Below are 23,878 nucleotides of genomic sequence, written 5' to 3'. Positions count from 1 at the left end.
CGGTGCCGCCCTCGGGCTTGGGTGCCGGGAACCGATCTTTCGTAGAATCCTGCGCCATGAATGGCTTCCGGTCCGGTCCCTCAATCCCGCATGGCGAAATTCCCGACAGCCCCGCCCTCCCGGTCGGCACGCCCTCAGGCAAGCCGCCGGAGGGCGATGGCCGGCCTGCGGCCGACCCCGAGCCGGACAACGGCCCGGCGACGGCGCGTGCGGACCGATCCGGCTCGGCTGACGCCGGACCGGCCCGCACGCGCCGTTCCCGATACGATCTGCTCGCCGCCTTGGTCGCCCTTGCCGGCGCCCTGCTGGTCACCGGCCGCGGCTGGCTGGATGCGCATGGGCGGCTGCTCGGCAGCCGGCCCAACGACCAGGGCTTCAACGAGTGGATGCTGGCGTACGCCGCGCACGCGGTGACCCACCTGGAGAACCCCTTCTTCACCACGCTGCAGAACGCGCCCGACGGGGTCAATCTGATGACCAACGTCGGCATGCAGTTGCCCGGTCTGGTGCTCGCCCCGCTGACGCTGATATTCGGGGCCCCGGTCGCGTACCTGTTCTTCATCACGGTCAATCTCGCCGCCACCGCATACGCCTGGTACCACGTGCTGTCCCGGCACGTGGTCAGCAGCCGGATGGCGGCCTTCATCGGCGGGCTGTTCTGTGCCTTCGCCCCGGCGCTCGTGTCACACAGCAACGGCCACCCGCACATCACCGCGCAGTGGCTGGTGCCGTTCATCGTCTGGCGGGTGGTGCGATTGATCCGTGGCGGGGCGGTGGTGCGCAACGGCCTGCTGCTCAGTGCCCTGGTCGCGGTTCAGTTCTTCGTCGGGCTGGAGATCCTCTTTCTGACCGCTATCGGCTGCGCGATGGGGCTGCTCGGCTGGCTGATCGTCCGGCCCCGGGCGGCGCTGGCCGCCGTGCGTCCGCTGCTCGGCAGCCTCGCCGTTACCGCGGTGGTGATTTTGCTGATCACCGCGTACCCGTTGTGGATGCAGTTTGCCGGCCCGCAGCATCGGGTGGGTCACCCGGGCGACCCTGACGCGTACGCGCTCAAGCTCTCCTCGTTCGTCGCCTACGCCACCGAGTCGGTGGGCGGCGGCCCGACCAGTGCGCGAGGGCTGGTCGCCAACACGACCGAGCAGGCGAGCTTCTACGGTTGGCCGCTGGTGATCCTGCTGCTCGGGGTGATTCTGTGGCTGCGTCGGGAGGTGGTGGTCCAGGTGCTCGCCGTGATCGGCGTGCTCTCCGCCCTTTTCTCCATCGGCACCACCTGGACGTGGGGCACCCGCCGTACAGACGTGCCGGCACCGTTCGCGCTGATCAAGGACCTGCCCGTGGTCGACTCGCTCGTGGTGTCCCGGTTTGCGCTGATCACCACCGTCGTGGTCGGCGTCCTGCTGGCGATCGCCGTCGACAGAGCCGTCCCGGCGCTTAGGCGTTCCCCTCAGGGGCGGCCGTTGACCGGGTTGGCAGCCGCCGTCCTTCTGGTGGTGCTGCTCCCGGTGGCCCCCACACCGCTGCCGGCCCAAGGGCGGGAGCCGGTGCCGCACTTCGTCACCTCGGGAAAGTGGCACGACCATGTGGCCGAGGGTCGGACCATGGTGCCTGTCCCGGTGAAGGACATGACCTCGATTTACTGGGGTTCCGCCGCGCTTGCCGGCTTCGCGGTGCCCCAGGGCTACTTCCTCGGCCCGGTATCGAAGACCGACTCGACCGGGCGGTGGGGGGTTGACCCCCGTCCGACCGCTGCCCTGCTGACCGCCGTAGCCAGGGGCGAGCGGGACGCCTCGATCAGCCCGGCGGAACGTGAGCAGGCAATCGTCGACGTGCGGCACTGGAAGGCGGACGCTGTCGTCCTGCCCGTGCGCACCAAGAAGAGGGAACTGCGCACGGTGCTCGACGCGCTGTACGGACCGGGCCAGCGGATCGAGGACGTGTGGCTCTGGGACGTCCGGCCCTACACCCGTTGACGACCTCCGGCGCGGGAGGGACACCTCCCGCGCCGGGCGTCACGGCGAGAAGCGCCAGATCAGCAGAAGGTAACCGCCGAAGTAGGCGGAGATTACCGTCAGGGTGGTCAGCACCGTGACCGCGCGGGCCCGGCTGGTCTGGGCGAGGGCCACCGCAGCCGGCAGCAGCAGCGGAAAGGCGGGCAGCAGGAAGCGCGCCTTCGAGTGATAGAAGCCGGCGGCACCCAGGGTGGTTACCAGCAGTAGCCCGCTGTAGAGGAGAAGTTGCCAGGGCTGCCGGTTGAGCATGCTGAGCACGAAGAGCATGAGCGCGAGCAGCACCACCAGCGTCACCATGTAGAACTCCAGCTCCGCCGGGCGGCTGAGTACCCACTGAGCGCGCTGCACGGTGTTGACGCCGAAGTCGAAGGACGAACCCCAGCCCTCGCCCTGGATCCGAAACCAACCGTTCGGGCTGCCGGTGCGCCAACCCACCCAGGCCAGGTAGCCGACCCAGCCGGCCGGTGCGAGCAGCATCGCCGCCCAGGGCCGCCAGCCGTCCTGGCGGCGTACCACGGCGATCAGCGCGGCGAGGCCGACCACCCCGATGAGCGAGGAGCCGGTCGGGCGGGTCAGCCCGGCGGCGAGACAGAGCGCACCGGCGGTCAGCCAGTGGTGCCGCAGCACCGCGTACAGCGACCAGGCTGCCAGCGCGGTGAACAACCCCTCGCTGTAGGACATCACCTGCACCACGGAGTGTGGCAGGACGCCCCACAGCACGGCGAGGAAGACCCCGACCCGCCGGTTGTAGAGGTGGGCGCCGACGGCGAAGAGTCCCCATGCGGCGGCGAACCCGCCGGCCCAGGCCACCAGCAGGGCGGCGTGTCGCAGGTCGAGCGGGGTAATTCGACCAAGCGCGGCGGTCAGCCCGGGATATAGCGGGAAGAACGCCATGTTGCTGTTCTGCAGCTTCTCGACCGCGTCGTATCCGTTGCGGGCGATGCCCAGATACAAGACGCCGTCGGAATCGGTCAATTCTCTGACCGGGCTGCGGCCCGTGTTCCGGGCCCAGAGCCAGACGGTCAACAGCCCGACAAGGCGTACCGTGGTCCAGGCGGCCAGGGCGGGCATGGCGTGACGGAAGGCGGCCCGCAGCCGGCCGATCGGTCCCGACGGCAGTTCGGCTGGATGGGCCGGGGTGGTGGTTGCCGGCCGGTGCTCGTAGATCGTCACCACCTCCATCATCTGGTCCTATGTGCGCAGGGGGTGTCACGGAGGCCACAGCGGCCACACCGTGCGGCGGGAGGATTGGTCTACCTCTCCCCGACCCCGGGGGAGGGTAGCAATGCGCTCGCCGGGCGCCGGTACGCCGCCAGCGCCGTCGCGGCCGCGCCTGCCGTTTGTCGTAGACTCGCCTCCGGTCGCGGGTGCTGGCAAAAGTCAGAGACGGGCAGGAATGGGATGAACGGCACGGCCAACGAAGCAGGCACCCGGGGACGGGTCGTCATGTTGGTGGACAACGGCGTCAACGGGGACTCCCGGGTGCAGAAGGCGGCACGTTCCGCCGCCGCCGCCGGCTGGGACGTCGTGCTGCTCGGGCGTGCGCCTGCCGGCGGGCAGCCACAGAGCTGGCGGCTCGGCGACGCCGAGGTTCGGCTGATCCCAATGCCCGAGCCGCTGGCGAAGCGCCGACACGAGTTCCGGCGCCCCCTGCTGCGGGCGCCGCTGGCATATCCGCCGACCGGAATCGGCGCCCACCGTGCGCAGACGGTAAAGGCGTGGCGCACCGACCTGGAAGTGCGGCGTGCGACCCTCAGCCTGGCACGGCGTGAGGGCGGCGACGTCCCGATGCTGGCCGAGGCGGCGCTGAGCTTCGAGGAGAAGCTGTCCGGCGTGGTCCGCCGTTGGGTGTCGCTCCGTAACCGGGAGCTGACCCGGGCGCGGCGCAATCGCAAACTCACCAGTCCTTGGGACCGTGCGTACACGCTTTTCTGGCAGAAGGTGCACGGTGACGGCGCGTGGCGCCGCCTAGAGCCGGGCCTGTGGGACTACGAGATCGCCTTTGGGCCGGTCGTCGACGAGTTGGCACCGGACCTGATCCATGCCAATGACTTCCGCATGATCGGCGTAGGGGCTCGTGCCAAGCTTCGGGCAGCCGCCAAGGGCCGGCGGATCGCGCTGGTGTGGGATGCCCACGAGTACCTGCCAGGGGTGCAGCCGTGGCGCGACAACGCCCGATGGCTGCCGGGGAACGTCGGCCACGAGCGGGAGTACGTGCCGTACGCGGACGCCACGATGACCGTCTCGCACGGCTTGGCCGAACTGTTGCAACGCGAGCACGGGCTGGCGGAGCGCCCTGCGGTGGTACTCAACGCGCCGACGCTGGAGCCGCCGCCGGCGGGCTCCGCCGATCTGGTACCGGACATCCGGGCGCTCTGTGGGATCGAGCCGGCCACCCCACTACTCGTCTACAGCGGGGTGGCCGCGGCCAAGCGAGGGCTCGGGGTGATGGTCGAGGCGTTGCCGCTGCTGCCGGAGGCGCATGTCGCGTTCGTGGTCAACAAACTCGATTCGGCGTATGTCAAGGGCCTTGTCCGCCGTGCGGAGGAACTCGGCGTTGCGGGGCGGGTGCACGTTCTGCCGTACGTGCCGCATCACGAGGTGGTGCCATTCCTGTCGAGGGCCCAGGTCGGGGTTATTCCGATCCGTCACTGGCCGAATCACGAAATCGCGTTGATCACCAAGTTCTTCGAGTATTCACACGCGCGTCTGCCATTGGTCGTGTCGGACGTGCGGACGATGGCGGAGACTGTCCGGGAGACCGGGCAGGGCGAGGTGTTCGTGGCGGAGGACGTGGCGGATTTCGTTCGTGCCGTCACGGCGGTGCTCACCGACCCGGCGCGCTACCGCGCCGCGTACGACCGGCCGGGGCTGCTGGCCGGTTGGACCTGGGAGGCGCAGGCGGAGGAGCTCGACGCCGTCTACTCCCGGCTGCTGCCCGATGCCCCGCCCCGACCGGGCGCGCCGACGGGGGACCCGGCACCGACCCCGGTAGGGGTCGGCGCGTGACCACGCCCGACGTGACGGTGGTGACGGCCGTCTACAACACGATGCCGGACCTGACCCGGTGCCTGACCTCCCTGGTGGAGCAGACCATCGGGCTGGACCGGCTGGAGGTCGTCGCGGTCGACGACGGCTCCACCGACGGCAGCGGCGCCGAGCTCGACCGCTTCGCGGCGGCGTACCCGGGCACCGTGAAGGTGCTGCACCAGGCGAACTCGGGCGGCCCGGCGGCCCCCAGCAACCGCGCGCTCGACCAGGCCACCGGCCGCTACGTCCTGTTCATCGGCGCCGACGACCACCTCGGGCCGGAGGCGCTGGCCCGGATGGTGGCCGCGGCCGACGAGTGGGGCTCCGACGTGCTGCTCGGCCGGATGGTCGGGGTCAACGACCGCTACGTCCACCAGGCCATCTTCGAGAGCACCCGGGCCGAGGTGGACCTCTTCTCCTCCGCGCTGCCGTTCGCCCTGTCGAACACCAAGCTGTTCCGGCGCGACCTGATCGAGAAGTACGCGCTGCGCTTCCCGGAGGACATGCCGGTCGGCAGCGACCAGCCGTTCACCCTGGAGGCGTGCCTGCGGGCCGGGCGCATCTCGGTGCTGGCCGATTACGACTACTACTACGCGGTCAAGCGGCTCAACGCCGGCAACATCACCTACCGCAGCAACCACCTCGCCCGGCTGCGCGGCGTCGAGCGCGTCGTCGAGGTGGTGGCGGAGCTGATCGAGCCCGGCGAGCGGCGCGACGCGGTGCTGTACCGGCACTTCACCTGGGAGATCGCCAAGCTGCTCCAGGACGACTTCCTCACGCTGGAGCCCGAGGTCCAGGAGCAGGTCCGCGCGGGCGTGGCGAACCTGGCCCGCAAGCACCTCACGGACTCCATCCGCGACCGGCTCGGCGTCACCGCCCGGGTGCGGATCGGCGCCGCCTGGCTCGGGTCCCTCGCCGACGTGCGGGCCGTGATCAGGCAGGACGTCGAGGAGGGTCTCCCGCCCACGGTGGTGCAGGACGACCGCTGGTACGCCCTGTACCCTGGCTTCGGCGACCCCCGTTCCGCCCTGTCCGAGGAGTGGTTCGAGGTCAGCCGGTCCGACCCCAAGTGGCTCGCCCGGCTGGAGGCGGTCTCCGCGACCTGGTCCCCCGACCGGGGCGGGGAGAGGACGCTGACGGTCGCCGCGCGCAGCCCCTGGCCGGAGCTCGCCGAGCTTGCCGACGGCGGGCTCACCTTCAAGGTGGGCTCGGCCGGCGGTAGCATCACCGGCCTGACGGAGGACCCGCTGGGGACCACCGTCCGGGTCACCTTCCGGGCTGCGGACCTGCTCGCCGGGCTGCCGCCGGGTGGGCGGACCCGCACCGTCCGGGTCACCGCCGTGGCGGCCGGGGAGAGCGGTTCCACCCCGCTGCGCGGGCCACGTCCGCCGGTCCGGCAGCGGGTGCTCCACCGACACGGCGGACAGCTGTACGTGTTCACCACGACCACGAACCACAAGGGCCACCTGGTGATCGCCGTCTCGCCGGTGACGCTGCGCCGGGTGGTGGCCCGCCTGCGGCGCAGGCTTCCACTAGGAGGAAAGTAGTTCCATGAACATCTGCGTCGTCGCGCTGGGGAAGATCGGCCTGCCGCTCGCCGTGCAGTTCGCCACGAAGGGCCACCGGGTGATCGGTGCCGACGTCTCCGAGCGGGTCGTCGGGCTGGTCAACGACGGGGCGGTGCCCTTCCCGGGTGAGACCGACCTGGACGTCAAGCTCAAGGAGACGGTGGCCGCCGGGCTGCTGACCGCCACCACCGACACCGCCGCGGCGGTCGCCGAGTCCGAGGCGGTCGTGGTGGTCGTGCCGCTCTTCGTGGACGCCGAGGGCGTGCCGGACTTCGGCTGGATGGACGACGCGACCCGCGCCATCGCCGCCGGCCTGAAGCCGGGCACCCTGGTCAGCTACGAGACGACCCTGCCGGTCGGCACCACCCGCAACCGCTGGGCGCCGATGCTCGAGCAGGGCTCGGGGCTGACCGCGGGCAAGGACTTCCACCTGGTCTTCAGCCCCGAGCGGGTGCTCACCGGTCGGGTCTTCGCCGACCTGCGCCGCTACCCGAAGCTGGTCGGCGGCATCGACGAGGCGTCGGCGGAGCACGGCGTCCGCTTCTACGAGGCGGTGCTGGACTTCGACGAGCGGCCCGACCTGGAGCACCCCAACGGCGTCTGGGACCTCGGCTCCGCCGAGGCGTCCGAGCTGGCGAAGCTGGCCGAGACCACCTACCGGGACGTCAACATCGGCCTGGCCAACCAGTTCGCCCGGTTCGCCGACACCGTCGGCGTGGACGTCACCAAGGTCATCGCGGCGTGCAACACCCAGCCGTACAGCCACATCCACCAGCCGGGCATCGCGGTCGGCGGGCACTGCATCCCGATCTACCCCCGGATGTACCTGTGGAACGACCCGGCGGCCACCGTCGTCCGCTCGGCGCGCGAGGCCAACGCGGCCATGCCGGAGTACGCGGTGGACCTGCTCGCCGCCGCCTACGGCGACCTGACCGACGTCGGGGTGCTGGTGCTGGGCGCCGCCTACCGGGGTGGGGTCAAGGAGACCGCCTTCTCCGGTGTCTTCCCGACCGTCGACGCGCTGCGGCGGCGCGGTGCCCGGCCGTACGTCTCGGACCCGATGTACACCGCCGAGGAACTCACCGCGCACGGCCTGCCGCCGTACGACGGTGAGCCGCTCGGCGCGGCCGTGGTGCAGGCGGACCACGCGGAGTACCGCACCCTCAGCCCGTCCGACCTGCCCGGCGTGACCGTCCTGGTCGACGGCCGTCGGGTCACCGACCCGGCCCGCTGGGCCGGCGTGCGGCGGGTGGTCATCGGCGGCTGATCCGCCGTCGCGTCACGGGGCCCCGGTCGACGGCCGGGGCCCCGTCGCGTCGAGGGGGGCGCCGCCGTGGCCCGCCGGTGGGCCACGCGACACCCCGGCAATACTCGAAGGACATGCCACGTTAAGGTCGCACCTGCCCGGATTCGCCGGTGATCGACAGGGGAGAGTGTCTTTGTTCAGCAAACTGCGCAAGCAGCCGGACGCCGGCCTCATCGGCGCGATACTGCTGTCGTACGCCGTCATGGTGCTGGCCGGGGCCCTCGGCTGGATGATCCCCTTCGCGGTCGCCGGCCTGGCCGTGGCCGCCGGTGAACTCACTTTGCTGCGTCGGCCGACCGGCGGGGAACTACTGGAGAAGGCCGGCATCGGGCAGCTCCACCGGCACCTGGCCCGGGACCTGGCGGTCGTCCTGCTGATCGTGACGACGGTCCGCCCCGGCCCGACGGCGCTGGTCCTGGTGCTGCTGCTGCCCGCGGCGCTGCTGGCGCTCGCCCTCGGCACGGGGGTGCTGGCGCGCCTCGGCGAGCGTGGCGCCGCCGCCGTCGCCTTCGTCCGCAACATCGACCTCGGGCGGTCCTCCGGGGCACCCCGGCCGCCGGCCTGGGCCGTCGCCGTCGAGGGCGACCGGCTGCCCCTGCTCAACCTGCTGCTGGTGCCGGCGGCCGTGGTCGCGGTGCTGGCCGACGACGTGGCGCCGGTGGTGCTCACCGCGGCGGTCACCCTGGTGGCGGGGGCGCTGGTCGCCGCCGTGCTCGCGCTGTCCTGGCTGCGCGGGCGCGGCCGGGCCACCTCGGCGCTGCCGACGGTGCAGAGCTGGCTCGCCCGCGAGCAGCCGGATCTGGCCCTCTACTTCGCCGGCCCGGTCAAGGACGTCTACCAGGCCAACATGTGGCTCGCCCCGGTCGAGGCGACGGGCCGGCGGGCGGTGGTGCTGATGCGCCAGGAGGAGGCGTTCCGGGCGCTCGCCGACACCCGCCTGCCGGTGATCTGCGTACCGGCCGGCACCGACTTCATGAACCTCGAACTGGGCAGCCTCCGGGCCGCCCTCTACGTGGCGAACGTGGGCGCCAACATCCACCTGCTGCGCGAGCCGGGCGTGAAGCACGTCTTCGTCGGCCACGGCGACAGCGACAAGCAGGCCAGCGTCAACCCCTACAGCAAGGTGTACGACGAGGTCTGGGTGGCCGGTCCGGCGGGGCGGGAGCGCTACGCCCTCAGCGGCGTCGGCGTGCTCGACCGCGACATCGTCGAGATCGGTCGGCCGCAGCTGGCCGGCGTGCACACCTTCGGCTCGGCGGCCACCGACCGGCCGTTCACCGTGCTGTACGCCCCGACCTGGGAGGGCTGGCTGGAGGAGGAGGTCTACCACACCTCCGTGGTGCTGATGGGCGAGCGGATCGTCGCCGGCCTGCTGGCCACCCCCGGCGTGCGGGTGATCTACAAGCCGCACCCGCTCACCGGCAGCCGGTCGGCCAAGGCGCGGTCGGCCAACGACCGGATCGTCCGTCGGATCCGGGCCGCCGGCGGGCAGAGCGACGCGACCTCGCTGGCCGGCGACGCGCACCTCGTGGTCACGGGTCGGGCGCCGGGGCTGTTCGACTGCTTCAACCAGACCGATCTGCTGGTCAGCGACATCTCCAGCGTGGTCTCGGACTTCATGCAGAGTCAGCGGCCGTACGTCGTGGCGAACCCGGCCGGGCTGCCCGAGGACGAGTTCCGCCGCCGGTACCCCACCGCGCGGGCCGCGTACCTGCTCGGTGCGGACTGCGGCGAGCTGCCGAAGATTGTCGCGGTGACCCGGGCCGGTGACGACCCGATGACCGAGGCGCGTCGGGAGCTGAAGACGTACCTGCTGGGCCCGGACGAGCCGAACGCGATGGACCGCTTCCGGGCGGAGGTCGACCGGCTCTGCGGCTGACGCGTCGACGCGGGGGCGGTGTCCGGGCGGTGCCGGTCACCGCCCCCGCGTCGTTCGTTCAGCCCCGCTGCGGCGGGTTGTCCACGTCCCGCGAGACCACCTCGCCGCGCTCGTCGACCCAGCCCTTGGGGCGCGCCGGGTTGCCGGCGACGAGCTGGTACGGCGCCACGTCCCGGGTCACCACGGACCCGGCCGCGATCATCGCGTACTCGCCGACCTCGATGCCGCAGACGAGGGTGGCGTTGGCGCCGATCGAGGCGCCCCGGCGGACCAGGGTCGGCGTGATCGTCCAGTCCGGATTCTGCGCCCGGGGCCGGAAGTCGTTGGTGAAGACCGCGCACGGACCGACGAAGACCTCGTCCTCGATCGTGACGCCCTGGTAGACCGAGACGTTGTTCTGGATCTTGACCAGGTCGCCGACCGTCACGCCGGCGTCGACGTACACGTTGCGGCCGATGACGCAGCCGGCGCCGACCTGCGCCGAGGAGCGGATGTGGGCCAGGTGCCAGACCTTCGTGCCGTCGCCGACGCGGGCACCCTCCTCGACGTCGGCCGTCGGGTGGACGAAGACGGAGGGGGACGGGGAACTGCTGTCAGTCATCCTTCAACTCGCATGGCTCGGGGCGCGGCGTCGCGCCGTCGGTGATCCGCGTCGGCGTACGCCGGGCGGGCGTCGATCGCGCGGATCGGTTCTGCCACACCCGCCCCGGGGCGCGCAGGCGAGGCCGGGGGAGCGGACTCGGCGTAGCATAGCGACCCCTCAGGCGAGCAGCGCCGCCACCGCGTCGGCGGCCGGCCGGTCCGCCGGCAGCGCGTCGGCGGCCACCACGGCGGGCACCGGCAGCGGGCCGTACAGGTGCGGGAAGAGCGCGCCGTCGCGCGACGGCTCCCAGCGCAGCGCGTCGCCCAGCCGGTCCGGGTCCACCGTCAGCAGGGTCAGCCCGGTGGCGCCGGCGAAGTACCGCCGGGCCGTGCCGACCACCTGGTCGGCGCCGGAGAGGTGGATGAACCCGGACTGCCGGTCCAGCGCCGTACCGTCGAGGTGGCCGGCGGCCAGCGCGTCGTCCCATTCGATGGTGGTGAGCAGCTTGTAGATCACCCCGGCAGCCTACGCGCGGCCGGTCCCGCCGGCGGCCGTCCCGGTTTCCCGGTACCGCCCCGGCGCCCGCCGCCGCCCGGCATGCTCGGGGCAGCGGGTCGCGGAGGGATGGCGATGGAGAGCTACGACGAGGACTGGACCGACAGCCAGCGCGCGCTCTACGACGAGTGCCACCGGGCGGGCGGCGAGTGGGCCGGCGACCCGGACACCCCGACCGAGGACGTGCAGCACGTGATCAACCTCGGCCAGGCGGACGACGACACCCTCCCGGACGTCGAGATCGACTATCCGCCCCTGGTCGACGCGGTCACGCAGGCCACCGGCGAGATCGTCACCAGCGTGCCCGCCAGCCACGACGACCCCGGCTTCCGGGGCTTCGTCGACGGGGTCCGCGACGCCACGGCCGACGAGGTCTTCGGCCTCTGACCTGCCGATCGACCCGCCACGGGCGCTCGGGCACCGGCTGCTGCGAGGGCCGGCTCGGGACCGGCCCTCCCGTCGCGGGCGTACTTCTGCCACCATTCGGGGTCGACGGACCGACGAATGGGGGCCCCGGGTGCGCATCCTGCTGGTCGAGGACGACCGCCGGGTGGCCGCCGCGCTCTCCTCCGCCCTCACCCGCCGGGGGTACGAGGTGGAGCACGCCGCGACCGTCGCGGCGGCCCTCTGCGCCGCCCCCTGCGACCTGGTGCTGCTGGACCTGACCCTGCCCGACGGGGACGGCACCGACCTGTGCCGGGAGCTGCGGCGGCGCAGCAGCCAGCTCGGCATCATCGCGGTGACCGCCCGGGGCGAGGAACGGGACCGGGTGCTCGGCCTGCGGCTCGGCGCGGACGACTACGTGGTCAAGCCCTTCTCCATGACCGAACTCCAGGCACGCATCGAGGCGGTGCTGCGCCGCGCGGCGCACGCCGTGCCGGAGCGCAACCTGATCGAGGTGGGGCCCGTACGCGTCGACGTGGCCGCCCGGACGGTCACCGTCGAGGGCCGGCCGGTGGCGCTGACCCGCAAGGAGTTCGACGTCCTGCTCTCCCTGGCCCGCCAGCCCGGCGTGGCGGTGGCCCGGGAGCGGATCCTGCTCGACGCCTGGGGCACCACCTGGGGCGACGGGCACACGGTCGAGGTGCACGTCGGGTCGCTGCGCGGCAAGCTGGGCGATCCCGGCCTGGTGGAGACCGTACGCGGGGTCGGCTACCGGCTGCGCGGCGAGTGAGGAGACGCCGTGCGACGTCGGCTGGTGATCAGCTACCTGCTGTTGATGGTGCTGGTGCTGATCGCGCTGGAGACCCCGCTGGCGGTCACCCTGGCGACCCGGGAGACCGACCGGGTACGCGCGGACCGGCTCGCCGACGCCACCCGGTTCGCCTCGCTTGCCGGCCCGGCGCTGCGGGGCGGGACGCCCGGCCCGCTCGACAACGAGCTGCGCAGCTACGACGACCTCTACGGCATCGGCGCGGCGGTGGTCGACCGGGACCGCCGTACGGTGGCGGCCTCGGAGAGCTGGCAGCCGGCTCCCGGCTCACACGAGGCGCTGGACACCGCGCTCTCCGGGCAGCAGGCCAGCGGGCCGGAGTCGGTCTGGCCCTGGGTCGACGGGCCGATCGTGGTGGCGGTGCCGATCAACGACGGCGGTGAGGTGCTCGGGGCGGTGGTCATCACCACCCCGGCCGACCCGGTCCGGCGGGCCGTCACCGTCTGGTGGCTGGCGCTGGCCGGAACCGGCCTGCTCGCGGTGCTGGCCTGCGTGCTGACCGCGTTCGGGCTGGCCGGCTGGGTGTTGCGCCCGGTCACCGAGCTGGACGCGGTCACCCACGAGATTGCCGAGGGGGACCGCGGCGCACGGGTGCAGCACCGGCTCGGCCCGCCGGAGCTGCGTCGCCTGGCGACCAGCTTCAACCACATGGCCGACGTCGTCTCCGACGTGATGGACCGGCAGCGGGCGTTCGTCGCGCACGCCAGCCACCAGCTGCGCAACCCGCTGACCGCGTTGCGGCTGCGGGTGGAGGAGCTGGGCCCGAGCCTGACCGACGCGGACGGGCGGGCCGAGCACCAGCTCGCCCTGGAGGAGACCGACCGGCTGGCCCTCGTGCTGGACGCGCTGCTGACCCTGGCCCGCGCCGAGCGGCGGGAGAACCAGCGGGTCACCGTCGACGCGGCGGCCGTCGCCGCGTCCCGGGTGGCCGCCTGGGAGCCGCTCGCCCGGCACCGCCGCATCACCCTCCGGCTGGTGGCCGAGGACGCCCCGGCGTACGCGCGGACCGTGCCGACCGCCATCGACCAGGCCCTGGACGCGCTGATCGACAACGCGGTCAAGTTCAGCGACGCCGGTGGGGAGGTGACGGTGACCGTCCGGCGCCACGACGACGGCACCGCGCTGGAGGTCCGGGACACCGGCCCGGGCATGACGGCGAGCCAGCTCGGGCAGGCGACCGAGCGGTTCTGGCGTGCCCCGGAGGTGCAGAACATCGACGGGGCCGGGCTGGGCCTCACCATCGTCGCCGTGCTGGTCGACGCCTCGGACGGGCGGCTCACCATGCGCGGGGGCGAGCCGCGCGGCCTGGTCGCGGGCCTCTGGTTCCCCGCTCCGGGCGACGCCGCTCCCGGCGACCCTGCTCCCAGCGACGCCGCTCCCGCCGCGCCGGGCCGCGACGACGCTCCCGCGGCGCCCCGCGCCACGGGACAGCTCGACAGCGGCGTCGGGGTGTAGCGGCGGCGGGTCAGGGTTTGGCGGCGCGGTACCAGTCGGCGGCGCCGGGGTGCAGCGGCAGCGGGGCGGTGGCGATGGCCGAGCGGGGGCTCATCCGGCCGGCGGCCGGATGCGCGGCGGCCAGTTCCTGGCGGCGTTCCATCAGCAGCCGGGTCACCTCCCGGATCAGCGGCGCGGGCAGGTCGGCCCGGACGATGAGGAAGTTCGGGTTGGCCACCGTGGTCACCGGGTCGGTGCCGTACACCGAGCGGGGGATGTCCCGGGAGACGTAGACCTCCGGGTTGCTCTCGCGCAGCGGCCCGGTCCACTCGCCGAGGTCGACGATCCGCGTCGCGCTGTCGTCCGTGAGCTGCTCCAGCGCCCGGACCGGCAGCCCGCCGGAGAAGAAGAACGCGTCGATCGTGCCGGCCCGCAGCGCCGCGACCGAATCGTCGAGGCCGAGCCGCTCCTGGCGTACCCGGTCGCCGCCCAGGCGCGCCACCTCCAGCAGCCGGACGGCGGTGATCTCGGTGCCGGACCCGGGCGCGCCCACGGACACCCGCCGCCCGCGCAGGTCGGCGAGCGTGCGGACGGGACCGCCGGCGGTGGTGACCAGGTGCAGCAGGTCGTCGTAGACCCGGGCGACCGCGACCACGGACGGGTGCGCCGCCGGCGCCGCCGGCAGCACGTCGGCCTGGGTGAAACCCAGCTCGGCCTCGCCGGCGCCGACCAGCCGGACGTTCTCCGCCGAGGCGGCGGTCACCACCACGCTGGCCCGGACGTCCGGCAGCTCCCGGTTGAGCACGGCGGCCAGGGACTGCCCGAAGGCGTGGTAGACCGCCGTCGGGCTGCCGGTCGCGATCCGGATCCGGACCGGTGGCTCGGGCGCGTCCTGGCAACCGGCCACGCCGGGCAACGTCACCACCAGCAGCAGCGCCAGCAGCGCCGGCGGGCGGACGGGACGCGGGCGGACACGGCGGAACCGGGTGCGACTCACGCGCTGCACTCTGCGCCGTGCGGGCCGCCGCCGCAACCCGCCGCCCACCGGCCGGGCTAGGACCCCGGGGCCGCGTCGACGACGATGGTCAGCTCGCTGCGGTACGCGACCGAGGCCGGAACGCCGCCGCCGGTCGGGCTGATCGGCACGGTGGAGGAGGCGGGGCGGCCTCCGGCGCCCCGCGGACGACGCCGATCGCGTTCATCCGGCCGACCGGTCGGGCACGTGGGCGGAACCGAGCGCGGTGCTGTGCAGGATCCGCTGGCGGTCCGGGCCGTCGGCGACGCAGACGAGGTAACAGCCGGTGCCGGGGCGCAGCAGCGCCGGAACGTCCAGCAGGGCGGCCCCGCGCACCAGGATTGCGGCCAGCTCCCGGTCGGTGATCCGGACGCCGAGGATGTGCCGGCGGACGTGCCGCCCACCGGCGAGCAGGGCGGCCCGCCAGGCGGCCGCGGCCAGCCGGGGCCGCCACGCCCGCCGTACGGTCGACGCGCCCGGGACCGGCCCGCCCAGCAGCTCGCGCCGGCCCTGCCGCCAGCCGGCCTCCAGCGTCCTCGCGTACGCCGGCCGGTGCTGGTGCGGCACGGAGAGCCGGTGCAGCTGGTAGCGGCGGCGCAGCCCGCCGACGGTCACCTCGTGCTCGATGGGGACGTCCAGCCGGTGGAGGAGCTGACGCATGCGGTGCGCCGCCTCCTCCCGGTTGAACTCCACCGACGGGGGGCGGTGCTCGGGCGCCGGCCGGCGGGTGCCGGCGACGGCCGGCGGGGGCGTGCAGCGCAGCAGGCAGGCGGCCTCGAACGCGTCGGCCAGGGTGGACCAGTCCAACGGCGGCGGGGTCGAGGGCAGGCGCGGCCGGTCGAGCAGGATCTGTTCGGGAGCCAACTCAGGCACTCCTTGTCGGCGTCGGGGGTCCCTCTACCGTGGCCCGTCGACGCCGCCGGGGAAACCGATCGGTCCCAGCCTTGAGGAAATCTTGCGGCTGTCCTACAGCTCCGTGACGACCACGTCGACCTGGCGTGGCCGGCCGGCCGGGGTGGGCTGCTCCAGCACCGGATACTTCAGGTCGCGCAGTGCGGTCAGCAGCCCGTCGACGGTGCGCGGCCGGGCGCCCGCGGTCAGCAGGTCGCGGACCAGCCGGCCCTTGGTCGCCTTGTTGAAGTGGCTCACCACCGACCGGACGGGCACGCCGTCGACCTCCCGCTCGTGCAGCACCCGGACGGTCACCGTGCGGTCGGCCACCTCGCCCCGCGGTGCCCAGGTGGCCGCGTACGCGCCGGAGCGCAGGTCGAGCACCGGCCCGTCGCCGGCCGCCGCGGCCATCGCCGGCGCGAGCGCCCGCCGCCAGTACGCCGACAGCGCGCCGAGGCCCGGCAGCCTCGCCCCGATCGGGCACCGGTAGGGCGGGACCCGGTCGGTGAGGCGTACCGCGCCCCAGAGCCCAGAGCTGACCAGCACCGACCGGCGGGCGGCCCGCTGCGCGGTCGCCGGCAGCGAGGCGAGGTCGAGCGCCTCGTAGAGCACCCCCGTGTAGACGCGGCCGGCGGGCGCGGTGGCGGCCACCCGCAGCCGGGCGTTGCGGCGCAGCTCGCCGCGCTGGCCCTCGCTGATCCCCAGCGCCGCCAGGGCCGCCTCCTCGTCGCCGTCGGCGCTGAGCGCGACCAGCGCCGTCAGCACCTCCTCCCGGGCGTCGGTCAGCTCCGGCAGGGAGAGCCGGGCGAGGTCCAGCCGCCGGCCGGTGCCGGCGTCGGCCTTCCCCTCGGAGGGCGGCAGCAGGATGAGCATCGGTGACTCCTCGGCTCGGCGCGGCGTCCGCGCGCCGGTCCGGTCAGCGTACGGGCCGGCCCTACCGCCACGGCCGCACCGGCGTCTCCGGGTGGTACACGCGATACCCGCCCACCTCGGCGACCAGCGCGGCGTCGGCCCGGTCGCCCAGCAGCGCGCGCAGCCGCCGCTCCGCCGCCGAGCCGGCCTCCAGCACGTACCCGGGCCGGTCGGCACGCCCCACCTGCCGCCAGTACGCGGGGTAGCGGTTCTGCCCGGGGGCGAGGTCGCCGTCGAGCACCGCGCACGTCACCGCCTCGGCCGTGTTGAAGATCAGCCGGTTGCAGGTCCAGTAGTCCCCGTACACCTCGCGGGGCCCGCCCGCGCGGAGCGTGTCGGCCAGCTCGCGGGCCTGCCGCTCCTCGGTCCGGGACTCCTCGGTGCCGGTGGCCGCGAACAGCACGGTGACCACCAGCGTGGTCGCGGCCAGCGCGGCGAGCACGGCGGTGGCCAGCGCACCGGCCAGCCGGCCGAGCGCGCCGACCGTGCCCCGCCAGCAGGCGACCGCTGCCACCCAGAGCGGCCAGAGCACCGCCGGCAGGGAGAGCTGGAGCACCGACAGGTAGCGGGCGTTGTCCAGCGGGCTGGTGGCGGCGAGCGGGCTGCGCACGTACGACAGCAGGGTCAGCGCCGCGCCGACGACCAGCGCGAGGTGCACCACCGGGCCGACCCGCTCGCCGCGCGGGGCGCCCGCGGCCCGGCGGTACGCGAGGACGGCGAGCGCGGCGGCGACCGCCAGCAGCACGGGGTAGAGCAGCCCGAACCAGCCCTGCCAGCGGGCGCAGCCGTCCACCGGGCAGAGGCCGGCGGCGAGCGGCACCCCCTCCAGCAGCCCGCCGTCCAGCCGCCGCAACCACGGCGGCGACGGGCCGGCCTTGGTGCTGATCTCGCGGAACACCGACAGCGAGTCCTCGCCGGGCGGGGCGAGGAGGTTGTCCCGGATCATCGGCGCGATCCCGACGGCGAACCCGGCCAGCAGCAGCACGCCGGCCGCGCCGAGCAACTCCCGGCGGGCCGCCCAGAGCAGTGCCAGCGCGGCCACCGCCAGGTAGGGCAGGATCAGCCAGTCCGACCAGGCGGCCACCCCGGCGAGCAGGCCGAAGAGCCCGACGGCCGACCGGCGGTGCCGCACCGTTCCCCGCGCGAGTCCCACCGCGATCAGCAGCATCAGCAGCACCGCGACCTTGACCTCCGGGCGGCCGCCGACGACGGTCAGCTGGTCCCGGACGACCCGTTCCCCGCCGAGCGCCAGCAGGCCGACGACCCCCGTGGCGAACCAGGGGGAGCAGATCCGCCGGGTCAGCCGGTGGATCAGCCAGAGGAAGAGGGCGTAGAGCAGCAGCAGCGGCAGACGCAGCAGCGGCCAGCCCGGCCCGGCCACCGCGATCAGCGGCGCGGCCAGGTACGACTCCAGCATCCCCATGTAGCGCTGCCCGTAGAGGAAGACGGGCAGCTCGCGACCCTGCGCGATGTGCAGCGCGGCCAGCCCGAACGTCGCCTCGTCGCTGTTGGAGACGGGCACCGTGTGCAGGGTCAGGATCAGCCGGTAGCCGACCCCGGCGAGCCCGAGCAGCAGCGCGACGAGCGCCGGCCGGTCGAGCTGCGGGCGCCACCGCCCACGCTTGCGCACTGGTTGCGACACGACCAACGCCCCCGTCGTCGTCCCGACCGGAGTGTTTCACGCCGTCGGGGCCGGCCGGGGCGGATCGGCGCAGCCGGCCGGTCGGTGCCCGCCGGCCTCATCGACCCCGCGACCGGTGGCGGGGAAGATCGCCTCGCGTGGCCGAGGTGGCCGGGTTGTGGCAGGGTTGCTGACGTGCCACCCACTCCCGCCGGCCAGTTGGCCGTACCTAACCTGCACCGGGCCGCGCGGATCGAGGATGCCGTGCACTCGCTGGTCGAGCGCCGGCTGCGGCGCACCGGCTGGCGGACGAACGTCATCGCGTACACCGGCTACGGCGCGCCCGGCTGGGTGCGGGTGATGTGCCGGGTGCTGCTGGGCCGGCCGGACACCCGCCAGCGCGGCCGGCTGGAGAAGGTGCGCGGGTGGCGCAGCTTCACCACGCTGCCGGCCAAGCACGTCACGGTGAGCATCGAGGCCGGCGGGGAACGGCACGAGGCGCGGGCCGACCGCAGCGGGTTCGTCGACGCCGTGGTCGAGGCGGACCTGCCGCCGGGCTGGGGCTCGGTGCGGATCAGCCTGCCGGACGCCGAGCCGGTCGAGGCGCCGGTACGCATTCTCGACCCGGAGGTGCGCTTCGGCATCCTCTCCGACATCGACGACACGGTCATGGTCACCGCGCTGCCCCGGCCGCTGCTCGCCGCCTGGAACACGTTCGTCCTCGACGAGCACGCCCGCAACGCCGTTCCCGGCATGGCGGTGCTCTACGAGCGCCTCGTCACCGCGCACCCGGGCGCGCCGGTCTTCTACCTCTCCACGGGCGCCTGGAACGTGGCGCCGACGCTGACCCGGTTCCTGTCCCGGCACCTCTACCCGGCCGGGCCGCTGCTGCTGACCGACTGGGGGCCGACCGCCGACCGCTGGTTCCGCAGCGGGCGGGAGCACAAGCGGGTCACCCTGGCCCGGCTGGCCAAGGAGTTCCCCGAGGTGAAGTGGCTGCTGGTCGGCGACGACGGGCAGCACGACCCGGAGATCTACCGCGAGTTCGCCGCCGCCCACCCGGAGAACGTGGCCGGGGTGGCGATCCGCCGGCTCTCGCCCACGCAGGCGGTGTTGGCGGGTAGCCTGCCCACCCCCGGCGGCGAGTCGTCGGCGGGGCCGGTGGGGCAGAAGTGGCTCTCCGCGCCCGACGGCGCCGGCCTGTGGAAGCTGCTGCGCGACGCCGGCCTGGTCTGATCCCCTGACGCCGACGGGGCCGGCGGCGGCTCGCGCCACCACCGGCCCCGTCGGGCAGATCCCCTAGAAGACCCGGTTGTACGCGTTCCAGCCGGTGCCGATGAGCCGGCCGCTTCCGTACGGATTGCCGTTGCTGCTGGTGTTGATGTTGTTGCCGAAATACCAGAGGGTGCCGTCGGACTTGGTGGCGATGAGATCGACGTGCCCGTCGCCGCTCACGTCGCCCGGCACGATCCGGGTGTAGCCGTTCCAGCCGGTGCCGATCTGGACTCCGCCGCTGAACGGCCAGCTCGGATTGGTCGCGTAGGCGTTCTGGTAGTACCAGAGGGTGCCGTCGGACTTGGTGGCGATCATGTCAGCAAAACCGTCGCCGTTGACGTCCCCGGCCATGATCCGATTGAACACGGTCCAGTTGGCACCGATCTCGACGCCGGTGCCGTAGAACGGCGCGTCGGAGTTGGTCGCCCACCGGTTGTGGTGCCAGATCAGCTTGCCGTCGGTCCGCATGCTGATCATGTCGGCGTACCCGTCGCCGTTGACGTCGCCGGCCGTGGTCTTGGGCAGGTTCTCCCACCCCGCAGCGACCTTGCGCCCGTAGCCGTACGGCTGGCCCGGGTACAGGTTGGCGGTGTTGCCGTAGTACCAGAGGGTGCCGTCGGGCTTGGTGGCGACGATGTCCGGATAGGTGTCGTTGTTGAGATCCCCGGTCATCACCCGGTCGAACATGGTCCACCCGCTACCGATCAGGTTGCCGTAGCCGTACGGCTGGGAGGGCGCCCCGGTGTGCTGGTAGTACCAGAGGGAGCCGTCCGTCTTGGTGGCCACGATGTTGGCATGCCGAGCCGTGGGCGCCGGTGCGACGCTCCACGCCTCGTTCCAGGTCTGCACGAAGGCTAGTTCCCCGGCGAACCAGCCGCCGTAGGAGGATGCGGCGGTCTTGTGGCTGCCGATGCGCAGCCCACCGCTCGCGTTCCAGACGGTGCTGTGGCCGATCCGGCCGAGGTTCGCCCCGTTCAGGTAGATCGTCAGCAGGTTCGACGGCTTCTGGAAGTTGACCGTCACCTGCGTCCAGACGCCCACCCGGGCGCTGTTCACGCCAGCGCTCGCGGTGTCCCAGGTCGGGGCAGCCACGTCGGTACGCGGCATGGCGAAGCGCCACGACTTGTCACTGGCGTCGGTGTAGAGCCTGAAGCCGGCCGTGTTGGTGCCGTTCTGGGACAGGACGGTTCCGCCGAGGGCGGAGGGCTTCACCCAGGCGGAGAGGGTGAAGCTGGTGGTGGTGTTCACCGCCGGGGTGGGGGTGGTGAGGGTGCCCGTGGTGCCGTTGAAGACGGCGTCGGGGTCGAACGCGTCGCCGGTCTTCCAGGTGACGCCGGCGTTGCCGGTGGCGTGGAGGGTGCCGGCGGTGTCGCGGGCGGTGGTGACCGGGCCGGCGCCGGCGTCGTTGAGCTGCCAGACATGGTCGGCGGTGATGAGCACTCGGCTCGCCTGGCCCGTGATCGTGCCGGTGCCTGCCGCACCGGCTGCGCCCGGGGCGAGGGCGCTGACAAACCAGGCCGTGGTGCTGGCACCGGTGCCGACGGTCCACAGGTCCGGGGTTCCGCTGCCGTCGATGTCGGCGGCTCGCAGCGTCAGGTCGGCGCCGGGGTTCCAGGTGTCGGACAGTTTGTGGGGGGTGAAGGTGAGCATGTTGTTGCCGTCGAAGGCGAGGTCGGTCCAGAGGTGCAGCGCGCCGGTGGTGCGGTTCCACAGGAACATCGCGGTGCTGTCGGTGAGCTGGGCGGTGGCGATGGTCCAGTTGTCCCAGTCGGTGCCGCCGGTGGGGGTGGTCTGGTCGATGGGTTGGGGGTTGGCGTAGAGGGCGGGTGCGTAGAAGTTGGAGTAGTAGGTGAGGTGGTGGCCGGTGGTGGTGTTGCCGCTGATGCCGATCAGCTCGGGGATGCCGGTTGCGGCGCCCCGGATGTCTCCGGCATTGGCCAGTTGGCGCGGCAGGACGCCGTCTTCGGCGAGCAGATCGCCGGAGACGCTGAACTGGTTGCCGCTCTGTTGGGCCTGGATGACGGAGCCGTCGCCGTTGGCGCGTAGGACGCCGCCGTTTCCGGTGGCGGGGTAGTAGATGAGGACGTCCTGCAGGCCGGTGCCTGTGAAGTGGCCGGTGATGGCCTGGGCGCCGTTGAAGTCGGCGGGGGAGTTGTCTTCGGTGACCCCGTTGCCCCGCGCGCCGATGTTGATTCCGGTCAACGCGCTCTGTTCGCTGTCGGTGGGCGCGAGCCACAGCCCAGGCGGCAGACCGTGGGTGGCACCGACGGTGACGAGGTCGGCTGCGCCGTCGCCGGTCAGGTCGGCGTCCCGAGCGGTGGAGGCCGGAGCGGAGTTGAAGGTGACGCTCTTGCTGTCACCGATGTTGCCGCCTGCGGAGACGCTGGTGACGGTCAGGGTGTTCGTGAATCGGCTCGGGGTGATGGTGATGGTGGCCGTGCCATCGGTGGTGGAGGCGTCGACGGGGGGACCGGCGTTGAGTTGGTAGACGTAGCCGCTGGGGTTCGTGCCGTCGGCCTTGGTGATGTCGACGGTGAAGGGCTGGCCGATGGTCGTTGAGCCGTCGGGCACCTCGGGTACGTTCGGCGCGCCGGGACGGGTGGGGTCGAACTGGAAGGTGCAGGTGGCCGACCAGTCGCTGGGCGTGCGGAAGTCGGTGGCTTGTGCCTTCCACGAGAACTGGGTTAGCGCCCCGTTTGCGGCGGTGCGCAGCGTGGCGACCGGCACGACCAGCACTGCCGTGCTGCCAGAGGCGTAGGTCAGCAGGTTCGGGTCGGACGAGGCGAGCGCGGTCTGGCTGGCGTCGGAGGTCTTCCACAGCTTGAAGGTGACGCCGAGGGTGCCGCCGTTGCGGTCGGAGACGGGGGCGTACAGGGAGACGGAGCTGTCACCGACGGTGCTTCCGCCCGCACACGTGGTCTTCGGCGAGGTGTTGAGCCCGGTCGGGGTGTTGGGCTTGTGGTTGTACTCGATCGTCAGCGTCGGGCTGGTCTCGAGGAACTCCTTCCAGCTGTGGGTGTCGCTGGCCTCGCTGGCAGCGATCATCCACAGTGTGCGGGTGCCCTTCTTGGCGGTCACGTCGGCCCGGATCTGGCCGGTGACATCGAAGGAGACGGCCTTTGCGGCGCAGCCGCTGTAGCCGTACGCGAAGCTCTCCGAAGCGGCCAGAGGTCCCTTGGACTGGCCCTCCCAGTAGTTCCAGGTGGCGTTGCCGGAGGCGAGCACCGTGGCGGGGGCGTAGACGTTGACCGTCCTGGCGGTGCAGTTCCACGACAACGTGTTCGTGATCTTGAAGAGTGCGGAGTTGATCGTGGCTCCGGTCAGGGTGGCGTGGGGGACGGGGAAGTTGATCAGCGTGTTGGAGCGTTGTACGCCGGAGTTTCCGACCTGCATCCGGTCGTTGGGGTCGGGGGTGTTCTTCCAGTAGTTGCTCGACGGGTGCTGGTGGGAGATCGTGGCCCAGCCGCCCTTTCCGGCTCCGTACGACGCCCAGTTGAACGTCGGGTCGATGAAGACGGGGTAGACCGTCTTCGGGTCGGTGAGCAGGCCGCGGTCCGGGGTCAGCGTGAGCTTCCCGGGAGCGATTTTCACGCCGATCCGGGCGGTCTCCGCGGCTCGGCCGGGCGCTGCCGGGCTGGACCTGGTCGCGCGGCGCGGGCTCGGTCCGGCTGCCCCGTTGGCGGCGGAGTCCCACATGGTGGGGGCGGGGGCGGTGAGGACGGTGGTGCCGTGGCGGTCGCGGCCGGTGATGTTGCCAGCGGCGTCGGCGGCGAGTGTGACGTTTTCGCCCTTCGTGGTCAAGTCGAGGGCGGCCAGCATCGGGTTTGCGGCAGCCCGCCGGTTCTTGACCACGAAGACGTGGGAGAAGCCGCCCTCGGCGGTGACGGTGACGGTGAGGTCAACACCGGCCAAGACCTCGGGATAGGTGGCGGTGCTGCCGGACAGGGTCGGCGCGGGCAGCGCCATCGGCGCGGTGACCGCCAGGGCGCGGGTGCCGCTGGACATCCGGGCGAGAGGGCCGGTGCCGCCCGGGGACAGGCGGATCGGGTTGGTGGTGACGGCGGCGGTGATGCTGCCGTCGGGTTGGCGGACCAGCGTCGGATCCAGGGTCTTCCACTGCCCGTCCACCCGCGTTCGGGTGGGCACGGCGGTCTGCGTCAGCGCGACCACGCCGTTCGGGCGGGCGGTGAGCGTGGCGGTCGGGGTCCCGGCGGCGGTCGCCTCGACCGGCTTGCCGGTGCGCCGCGCCTCCGCCACCGCCTGATCCACCCCGAGCGAGGCGGGCGCCGGCTTCGTGGCGGCACCCGGCCTGGCCGTTGCCGCAGCCGGCGAGGCGGCGGGTCCCGCGGCCGCGGCGGCCAGCAGGAGGCTTGCGGTGATGCCTGTGGCGACGGTCTTCTTCGCTCTTGTTCGTGCTGTTGGGCGGCTTGCGGGCATGAAGCGGTGCTCCCCCGTGTGCGTGTCCGGTGGACGCGTCGTCGCGTCCGGTTTGCGGCCACAGTGAAGCAGTTCGGCAGACTCGGGGAAACGTCTGTCGTCACACCGGGTTGTCCCTTTCGGACTCACTGCGACGGATTTGATCTATGT

General features: G+C 72.9%; 17 protein-coding genes. 9 read left to right on the top strand and 8 right to left on the bottom strand.

From position 1 onward, the window contains the following. The first annotated feature begins 2 nt into the window (after positions 1-2). On the top strand, positions 3-1,970 hold the full coding sequence (locus DER29_RS01625; RefSeq protein WP_199729076.1) for a hypothetical protein: 1,968 nt from the start codon (positions 3-5) through the stop codon (positions 1,968-1,970). A 39-nt stretch (positions 1,971-2,009) separates the two neighbouring features. Here DER29_RS01625 and DER29_RS01620 read toward each other — a convergent pair whose 3' ends face one another. Then, entirely contained in the window at positions 2,010-3,191 is a 1,182-nt protein-coding gene (locus DER29_RS01620) for a hypothetical protein (protein WP_121398919.1), read from the bottom strand. 264 nt (positions 3,192-3,455) lie between these two features. Between DER29_RS01620 and DER29_RS01615 the strand changes: the two genes are divergently transcribed. From DER29_RS01615 to DER29_RS01600, 4 genes are all read left to right on the top strand, one after another. Further along, a complete protein-coding gene (locus DER29_RS01615) occupies positions 3,456-5,018 on the top strand; it encodes a glycosyltransferase family 4 protein (RefSeq protein WP_121398917.1) in 1,563 nt (520 codons plus the stop codon). Then, positions 5,015-6,586 (top strand): glycosyltransferase, encoded by a 1,572-nt coding sequence (locus DER29_RS01610; protein ID WP_121395655.1) that lies wholly within the window; start codon positions 5,015-5,017, stop codon positions 6,584-6,586. Before DER29_RS01615 ends, DER29_RS01610 begins: the two co-directional genes overlap by 4 nt. A 4-nt stretch (positions 6,587-6,590) precedes the next feature. Next, a complete protein-coding gene (locus tag DER29_RS01605; RefSeq protein ID WP_121395653.1) occupies positions 6,591-7,874 on the top strand; it encodes a nucleotide sugar dehydrogenase in 1,284 nt (427 codons plus the stop codon). Between the two features lie 172 nt (positions 7,875-8,046). Further along, entirely contained in the window at positions 8,047-9,792 is a 1,746-nt protein-coding gene (locus DER29_RS01600; protein ID WP_121395651.1) for a CDP-glycerol glycerophosphotransferase family protein, read from the top strand. Between the two features lie 58 nt (positions 9,793-9,850). On the opposite strand, the gene DER29_RS01595 is transcribed toward DER29_RS01600, so the two are convergent. Then, complete coding sequence (locus DER29_RS01595) at positions 9,851-10,393, bottom strand: acyltransferase (RefSeq protein WP_121395649.1); 543 nt, start codon at positions 10,391-10,393, stop codon at positions 9,851-9,853. A 159-nt stretch (positions 10,394-10,552) separates the two neighbouring features. After that, complete coding sequence (locus DER29_RS01590; protein WP_121395647.1) at positions 10,553-10,891, bottom strand: DUF952 domain-containing protein; 339 nt, start codon at positions 10,889-10,891, stop codon at positions 10,553-10,555. A 114-nt stretch (positions 10,892-11,005) separates the two neighbouring features. On the opposite strand from DER29_RS01590, the gene DER29_RS01585 reads away from it, so the two are divergent. From DER29_RS01585 to DER29_RS01575, 3 genes are all read left to right on the top strand, one after another. Continuing rightward, positions 11,006-11,317, top strand: coding sequence for a hypothetical protein (locus DER29_RS01585; protein WP_121398916.1), 312 nt, complete (start codon positions 11,006-11,008; stop codon positions 11,315-11,317). Between the two features lie 130 nt (positions 11,318-11,447). Next, complete coding sequence (locus DER29_RS01580; protein ID WP_121395645.1) at positions 11,448-12,104, top strand: response regulator transcription factor; 657 nt, start codon at positions 11,448-11,450, stop codon at positions 12,102-12,104. A gap of 9 nt (positions 12,105-12,113) precedes the next feature. Then, a complete protein-coding gene (locus tag DER29_RS01575) occupies positions 12,114-13,598 on the top strand; it encodes a HAMP domain-containing sensor histidine kinase (protein WP_121395643.1) in 1,485 nt (494 codons plus the stop codon). A 10-nt stretch (positions 13,599-13,608) separates the two neighbouring features. On the opposite strand, the gene DER29_RS01570 is transcribed toward DER29_RS01575, so the two are convergent. From DER29_RS01570 to DER29_RS01555, 4 genes are all read right to left on the bottom strand, one after another. Continuing rightward, the gene (locus DER29_RS01570) at positions 13,609-14,583 is read right to left on the bottom strand and encodes a TAXI family TRAP transporter solute-binding subunit (RefSeq protein WP_370040007.1); all 975 of its coding nucleotides are present in this window, start codon (positions 14,581-14,583) and stop codon (positions 13,609-13,611) included. A 192-nt stretch (positions 14,584-14,775) separates the two neighbouring features. Continuing rightward, entirely contained in the window at positions 14,776-15,456 is a 681-nt protein-coding gene (locus tag DER29_RS01565; RefSeq protein ID WP_121395641.1) for a hypothetical protein, read from the bottom strand. 102 nt (positions 15,457-15,558) lie between these two features. Further along, positions 15,559-16,356: a peroxide stress protein YaaA gene (gene yaaA / locus DER29_RS01560; protein ID WP_121395639.1), complete on the bottom strand. Its 798-nt coding sequence runs from the start codon at positions 16,354-16,356 to the stop codon at positions 15,559-15,561. Between the two features lie 61 nt (positions 16,357-16,417). Continuing rightward, positions 16,418-18,037, bottom strand: a complete 1,620-nt coding sequence (locus tag DER29_RS01555) for a hypothetical protein (RefSeq protein ID WP_121398913.1) — start codon at positions 18,035-18,037, stop codon at positions 16,418-16,420. A 174-nt stretch (positions 18,038-18,211) separates the two neighbouring features. Between DER29_RS01555 and DER29_RS01550 the strand changes: the two genes are divergently transcribed. After that, on the top strand, positions 18,212-19,252 hold the full coding sequence (locus DER29_RS01550) for an App1 family protein (protein ID WP_121395637.1): 1,041 nt from the start codon (positions 18,212-18,214) through the stop codon (positions 19,250-19,252). Between the two features lie 63 nt (positions 19,253-19,315). Here DER29_RS01550 and DER29_RS35900 read toward each other — a convergent pair whose 3' ends face one another. Next, positions 19,316-23,548 carry an FG-GAP-like repeat-containing protein gene (locus DER29_RS35900; protein ID WP_158618949.1) on the bottom strand — a complete coding sequence of 1,411 codons (4,233 nt, stop codon included), beginning with the start codon at positions 23,546-23,548 and terminating at the stop codon, positions 19,316-19,318. Positions 23,549-23,878: the final 330 nt, after the last annotated feature.

Origin of the sequence: Micromonospora sp. M71_S20, assembly GCF_003664255.1 — a bacterium.
Taxonomy (GTDB): Bacteria; Actinomycetota; Actinomycetes; order Mycobacteriales; family Micromonosporaceae; genus Micromonospora.
The sequence above is the reverse complement of the archived record's forward strand: the minus strand, read 5'-3'. Positions and strand labels throughout refer to the sequence as shown.

What these genes read in the sequence shown, in the direction of transcription:
- yaaA (WP_121395639.1), bottom strand. Translation starts at nt 16,356, where the DNA reads ATGCTCATCCTGCTGCCGCCCTCCGAGGGGAAGGCCGACGCCGGCACC.
- DER29_RS01605 (WP_121395653.1), top strand. Translation starts at nt 6,591, where the DNA reads ATGAACATCTGCGTCGTCGCGCTGGGGAAGATCGGCCTGCCGCTCGCC.
- DER29_RS01585 (WP_121398916.1), top strand. Translation starts at nt 11,006, where the DNA reads ATGGAGAGCTACGACGAGGACTGGACCGACAGCCAGCGCGCGCTCTAC.
- DER29_RS01595 (WP_121395649.1), bottom strand. Translation starts at nt 10,393, where the DNA reads ATGACTGACAGCAGTTCCCCGTCCCCCTCCGTCTTCGTCCACCCGACG.
- DER29_RS01615 (WP_121398917.1), top strand. Translation starts at nt 3,456, where the DNA reads ATGTTGGTGGACAACGGCGTCAACGGGGACTCCCGGGTGCAGAAGGCG.
- DER29_RS01620 (WP_121398919.1), bottom strand. Translation starts at nt 3,191, where the DNA reads ATGGAGGTGGTGACGATCTACGAGCACCGGCCGGCAACCACCACCCCG.